The sequence below is a fragment of the Acinetobacter sp. FY683 genome (assembly GCF_059515885.1).
Window position 1 is genome coordinate 1 of sequence record NZ_JCAKNA010000055.1, and the last position, 5,389, is coordinate 5,389.

The 5,389-nt window shown below is 36.7% G+C and carries 8 protein-coding genes and 1 pseudogene; 6 read left to right on the forward strand and 3 right to left on the reverse strand.

Annotated elements, in window-relative coordinates; translation table 11 throughout:
- The first annotated feature begins 123 nt into the window (after positions 1-123).
- The 5 genes from cydP to AC5YDH_RS14705 are packed head-to-tail and all read left to right on the forward strand — an operon-like array spanning position 124 to position 3,468.
- The gene (gene cydP / locus AC5YDH_RS14685) at positions 124-315 is read left to right on the forward strand and encodes a cytochrome oxidase putative small subunit CydP (protein ID WP_496120562.1); all 192 of its coding nucleotides are present in this window, start codon (positions 124-126) and stop codon (positions 313-315) included.
- Positions 315-1,901, forward strand: coding sequence for a cytochrome ubiquinol oxidase subunit I (locus tag AC5YDH_RS14690; protein WP_496120564.1), 1,587 nt, complete (start codon positions 315-317; stop codon positions 1,899-1,901). Before cydP ends, AC5YDH_RS14690 begins: the two co-directional genes overlap by 1 nt.
- Entirely contained in the window at positions 1,898-3,043 is a 1,146-nt protein-coding gene (cydB, locus tag AC5YDH_RS14695) for a cytochrome d ubiquinol oxidase subunit II (protein WP_496120566.1), read from the forward strand. The genes AC5YDH_RS14690 and cydB overlap by 4 nt, the downstream gene beginning before the upstream one ends.
- Positions 3,044-3,066: 23 nt before the next feature.
- Complete coding sequence (cydX, locus tag AC5YDH_RS14700) at positions 3,067-3,168, forward strand: cytochrome bd-I oxidase subunit CydX (protein WP_152873080.1); 102 nt, start codon at positions 3,067-3,069, stop codon at positions 3,166-3,168.
- 3 nt (positions 3,169-3,171) lie between these two features.
- Positions 3,172-3,468, forward strand: coding sequence for a cyd operon YbgE family protein (locus tag AC5YDH_RS14705; protein ID WP_496120568.1), 297 nt, complete (start codon positions 3,172-3,174; stop codon positions 3,466-3,468).
- A gap of 66 nt (positions 3,469-3,534) precedes the next feature.
- Here the strand turns inward: AC5YDH_RS14705 and AC5YDH_RS14710 are convergent, their stop codons facing one another.
- From AC5YDH_RS14710 to AC5YDH_RS14720, 3 genes and pseudogenes are all read right to left on the reverse strand, one after another.
- Positions 3,535-4,206 (reverse strand): hypothetical protein, encoded by a 672-nt coding sequence (locus AC5YDH_RS14710; protein WP_496120569.1) that lies wholly within the window; start codon positions 4,204-4,206, stop codon positions 3,535-3,537.
- Between the two features lie 7 nt (positions 4,207-4,213).
- Positions 4,214-4,543 (reverse strand): annotated as a pseudogene (locus tag AC5YDH_RS14715) (M23 family metallopeptidase); the annotation flags it as partial.
- Entirely contained in the window at positions 4,500-5,096 is a 597-nt protein-coding gene (locus AC5YDH_RS14720) for a contractile injection system protein, VgrG/Pvc8 family (RefSeq protein WP_496120570.1), read from the reverse strand. The pseudogene AC5YDH_RS14715 and the gene AC5YDH_RS14720, both read right to left, overlap by 44 nt.
- Positions 5,097-5,171: 75 nt before the next feature.
- Between AC5YDH_RS14720 and AC5YDH_RS14725 the strand changes: the two genes are divergently transcribed.
- Positions 5,172-5,389, forward strand: a 218-nt coding sequence (locus AC5YDH_RS14725) for a transposase (protein ID WP_031978715.1), incomplete at its 3' end; no start/stop codon positions are given.

A 5,389-nucleotide genomic window follows, 5' to 3' on the forward strand; every position in this document is an offset into this window, starting at 1 on the left:
TAATATAAGTTACTGTTTTTAAAAAGATTAAAAAAATAGTTATATTTATACTTAAGAGTCTATTTATTTTGTAAATTAAATGTTTAATAATACAAATATTGTTTATTTTTAAGACTTAGTAATATGAGCTCAGTCCCCAAAAATCTGAATAAAAGAATCACTCGAGAAATAGCAATCATTTTAATTATTAAGGTCGCTATTTTACTTATCATTAAAAATATTTGGTTTGACGCCCCAACTATTCCCAAAAATTTTGACAATCAAGTTGCCGAGCGTATTGCTGGCGACGCATCCCAAACTAAGGAGACACGTTGATGATTACTGAAAGCGTGGTCGATTTATCGCGGTTCCAGTTTGCAATGACTGCGATGTATCACTTTATTTTTGTACCACTTACTTTAGGTCTTGCATTTATTCTTGCCATTATGGAAACCACGTATGTGATTTCTGGTAAAGAAATTTACAAAGACATGACTAAGTTCTGGGGCAAATTATTCGGTATTAACTTCGCGCTTGGGGTAACTACTGGCTTAACAATGGAGTTCCAGTTCGGTACTAACTGGGCATATTACTCACACTATGTAGGTGATATTTTTGGTGCTCCATTGGCTATTGAAGGTTTGATGGCCTTCTTCCTAGAATCTACATTCATTGGTTTATTCTTCTTTGGATGGGATCGTTTATCAAAAGTACAACATTTAGCAGTAACATGGTTAGTTGCAATTGGATCTAACATGTCTGCTTTATGGATTTTGGTTGCAAATGGTTGGATGCAAAACCCAGTCGGCTCAGCATTTAACTACGAAACCATGCGTATGGAAATGGTCGATTTTGGTGCCTTAATTTTCAACCCAGTTGCTCAGGTTAAGTTCGTACATACAGTTTCAGCAGGTTATGTAACAGGTGCAATTTTTGTACTTGCTATTTCTAGTTACTACCTATTGAAAAAACGTGACTTACCATTTGCACGTCGCTCTTTCGCTATTGCTGCTATCTTTGGTTTAGCATCTACACTTTCTGTAATTTTACTTGGTGATGAATCAGGTTACGAAATTGGCGATGTACAAAAAACTAAACTTGCTGCAATTGAAGCTGAATGGGAAACAGAACCTGCTCCTGCTGCATTTACTCTATTTGGCTTCCCAAATACTGAAACAATGCGTACGGATTATGCAATTAAAATTCCATATGTGATGGGTATCATTGCAACACGCTCTACAGATACTCAAGTAATAGGGATTAAAGAGCTAATCACTCAACATGAAGCTCGTATCCGTAATGGTATGGTTGCTTATGCACAACTTGAAAAATTGCGTGCTGGCGATCAATCTGAAGAACTAAAAGCTGCATTTGCTGATTCTCAAAAAGATTTAGGTTATGGCTTACTTCTTAAGAAATATACAACAAATGTTGTAGATGCTTCTGATGAGCAAATTAAATCTGCTGCTAAAGACACTATTCCACATGTACCAAGCTTATTCTGGTCTTTCCGTGCAATGGTTGCTTCTGGCTTCTTAATGCTTGTACTTTTTGCTTTCGCAACGTTCGCTGTCGCTAAACGTAATGCTGAAAACAAACCTTGGTTATTAAAATTCGCCCTATTCTCTCTACCACTTCCTTGGATTGCTGCGCAAACAGGTTGGTATGTTGCAGAAGTTGGTCGTCAACCATGGACAATTGGTGAAGTACTTCCTACATACTTATCTGCATCTTCATTGAGCACAGGTGATGTATGGGGCTCTATCATCGCATTGGCATCGTTCTACACTGTATTACTTATCATTGAAATGTATTTAATGATTAAATTCTCTCGCCTCGGACCAAGTTCTCTTCACACTGGTAAATACCATTTTGAAAAACTTGACGCTGAAAAAAAGGCAAATGAGGAGTCTCAAGCATGATCGAATATGAACTACTCAAAATAATCTGGTGGGTACTAGTAGGTGTTCTACTTATTGGTTTCGCATTAACAGATGGTTTCGATATGGGCTCAATGGCAATTATGCCATTTGTAGGTAAAACAGATGACGAACGTCGTGCGGCAATTAATACAATTGCCCCTCACTGGGATGGTAACCAAGTTTGGTTCATTACAGCAGGTGGTGCATTATTTGCTGCATGGCCAATGGTATATGCAACTGCGTTCTCAGGCATGTATTGGGCACTGTTACTCGTACTGTTTGCCCTGTTCTTACGACCAGTAGGCTTTGACTACCGCTCTAAGCTTGAAAACACTCAATGGCGTACGTCTTGGGACTGGGGTCTAGCTGTAGGTGGCGCTGTTCCTGCATTAGTATTTGGCGTAGCTTTTGGTAATATGTTCTTAGGCGTTCCGTTCACTTTAGATGAAACTGTACGCTCAACATATACAGGTAGCTTCTTCGCTTTACTTAATCCATTTGCACTTGTGTGTGGCTTAGTTAGCTTATCAATGCTATGTGCTCACGGTGGTTCTTGGTTAATGCTTCGTACAGATGGTGACTTACGTAAACGCTCTGCAAAAGCTACTCAAATTATGGGTATTGTATTCTTAGTATGTTTCTTAGGTGCTGGTGCATGGTTATACTTCGGTAATATCCAAGGCTACACTTTAGTACAACCTTTCGATACAAATGGTGTTGCTAACCCACTTGCAAAAGAAGTATTAACAAATGCAAACCCTGGTTGGATGAACAACTACAGCACTTATCCAATTACGATTATTGCTCCTGTTCTTGCAATTTTAGGTGCACTTATTGTGATTCCTGCTGCAGGCAAAGCAAAAGCTGGTTTAAGTTTCTTAGGTACAAGTCTTGCTATTATTGGTGCAATCTTAACTGCTGGTTTTGCATTGTTCCCATTCTTAATGCCATCAAGTCTTAACCCAACAGTAAGCTTAACAATGTGGGATGCGGTATCAAGTAAAAATACACTTACAGTTATGACTGTAGCTGCATGTATTTTTGTTCCATTGATTCTAATCTACACAACTTGGTGCTACTACAAAATGTGGGGCGTTATTACAAACAAACACGTTCAAGACAATACGCATAGCCTGTACTAAGGCTATGCTTAGGAGAAGAAATTATGTGGTATTTTGCTTGGATTCTCGGTGTTTTGATGGCATGTTTTGCTGGTGTATTAAGTGCCCTTTACATTGAACACAATCAAGATTTGGATGAGGAATAAAATATGACTGAAGTGACAGTAACAACAACAGAAAAAAAGCCAAATAAATTTGCAATGGCGGTTTCATTTTTGTTGGCATTGCCACTTGCAGCAGTTTTATTGGTGCATCCATCAGCAATGTTGGATGCAAACGGAGAATATAGCCATCGTGCCATGATGTTGATTATGATTGGTATTTCTGGTGGCTTTATTCACGGTGTTGGTTTTATACCAAGACTTTGGTTTTGGAAATGGTTATTTAGCCCTTTCCTCTCATGGCCTTTAATGCTATGGGGTTACTACACTTGGTTCTTGGCTTAAAATCAATCCTCACCAATAAAAAGAGCGCTATATGCGCTCTTTTTTACATAGCGAAAAATGTATTTTTCAATTTATTAATTTTGCTTTTCTATTCGTCACTAAATCACAATCATTAGTACCAGCTATACATTTTAAGTTCAAATTAAAGTCTATATAAGCTTTGGTTGTTTTAGATGTAAATTGATCTTTTATTAAATATTCATATTTATATTTTTTCTTTGCTTTGTTAAAACCAAAAGTATCACCAAAAAATACGTTCGGTATTTTTGATTCTAAAGTCGTACTTCTACTACTCGTTAATGGAGCTTCAACAATATTTCCAGTTTTCATCGAATAAACAAATAAATAGCTTGACGATCGATTATATGGACGACTTATATGATCATAAACACCAAATACTCTAGTACGTATTGCTACAATATTTTCATCATAATAAGCAATATACATATCAACAGACATATTTTTAGTCGCAGTTGTTTTTAAAATCTCATAAACTTTACCTTTATAATTTGCGCTAATACCATAAACCTGTGAATTACTTTTGGTATCTATTCCTAAATCTACCAAAGCGATTTTTAAATTTTTATTAATTACAGAATATTTGCCAAAATCAGAAATAAATTCCATTGGTTCATGAATTTGTACCGCATCCTGATCTATATCATTCCAATCTATAGATGTTTTAGAATAAACATTGAAAGATAAAAATAAAACACATATAAAAATTAAATTTTTCATAATATTCCTATAATAATTTTGTTAAAAATAATGAAATTGGGTCAAAGCGACCTACCAAACCTTTACCTAAACTTTTTGCAGACCTTGCTTCAAAATGCAAATGCCCACCTTTTGCTATGGTTGTCATCCCTTTTGCATTCCCAGTATCACCAGTCTTTCCTACAATTGTTTTTACTTTTATAACATCTTCTAGACTTACAAAAATCGAGGATAAATGCGCATAAAAGAAAAATACTTCATCATTTTTTATAAATTTGGAAACATAATTTTTCTGCTTTAAGGGTAAGTCATTTTTATTCACAGCCAAAATAACAACTTTTCCATATGCTCCACCTGAATGGGTATGGGTACTTTTGTAGGATATCTTCTAATATGGTAGTAACCGATTCGTCTTGGTATATTCGGTAATTAGTCGTTTTGGTGAGTAGCCATAACCAGGGTACAAGGGTGATTTTATAGCAGGCATGTCTATTACGGACTGGCAGTACTTCGACTTTGTTCACCATGCCTCTGAAGTATCTTGCCCCATTAATATTGTTTTGGTAGGTGTGGTCTTGGCTAAAGTTGTTAATTTGGCTGAGTTGGGAAATATCGAGTTTTAAACCATCTAAACGCATGCAAACGGCTATTTCTGTTCCAATCAGGCTTTGTAGGTTAAGGTCGGATGCGGGTGTACCACTATTTTTTGCTTGTTGGGGTGATACGTAACCTTCTAAGCCTGCATATCCATGTGCTGGATTACCGTATTCATCACGTATTTTTACAATCAGTTGGTATTCAAAGAGTTCATTTATTTTTTCTACGCCAGTTAAAGAGTCGAACCAAAAATAAGGGGTATCGAACATACTGGTGGGTAAGGCTTCGCCTTTGATCGTGATTTGATGCGTCATTGTTATTTTATCTATTTATTAGGTTTTGTTGCACAAACCTATCTGTAAAGGGTTTTTCAGCGATATAATTTTCAAATGAAGAAGCCTACACACAAAATCTACCGCACAACCAATTGGCCCGCATATAACCGAGCACTCATGAGTCGCGGAAATATTGCCATTTGGTTTGATCCTGCTACGCAATGGTATGCGCCATCAAAAGGCAAACAAGGGCGAAATCAAACCTACTCCGACGCAGCCATCCAATGCTGCTTAATGATTAAATCCTTATTCCGTCTGTCTTTACGTATGGT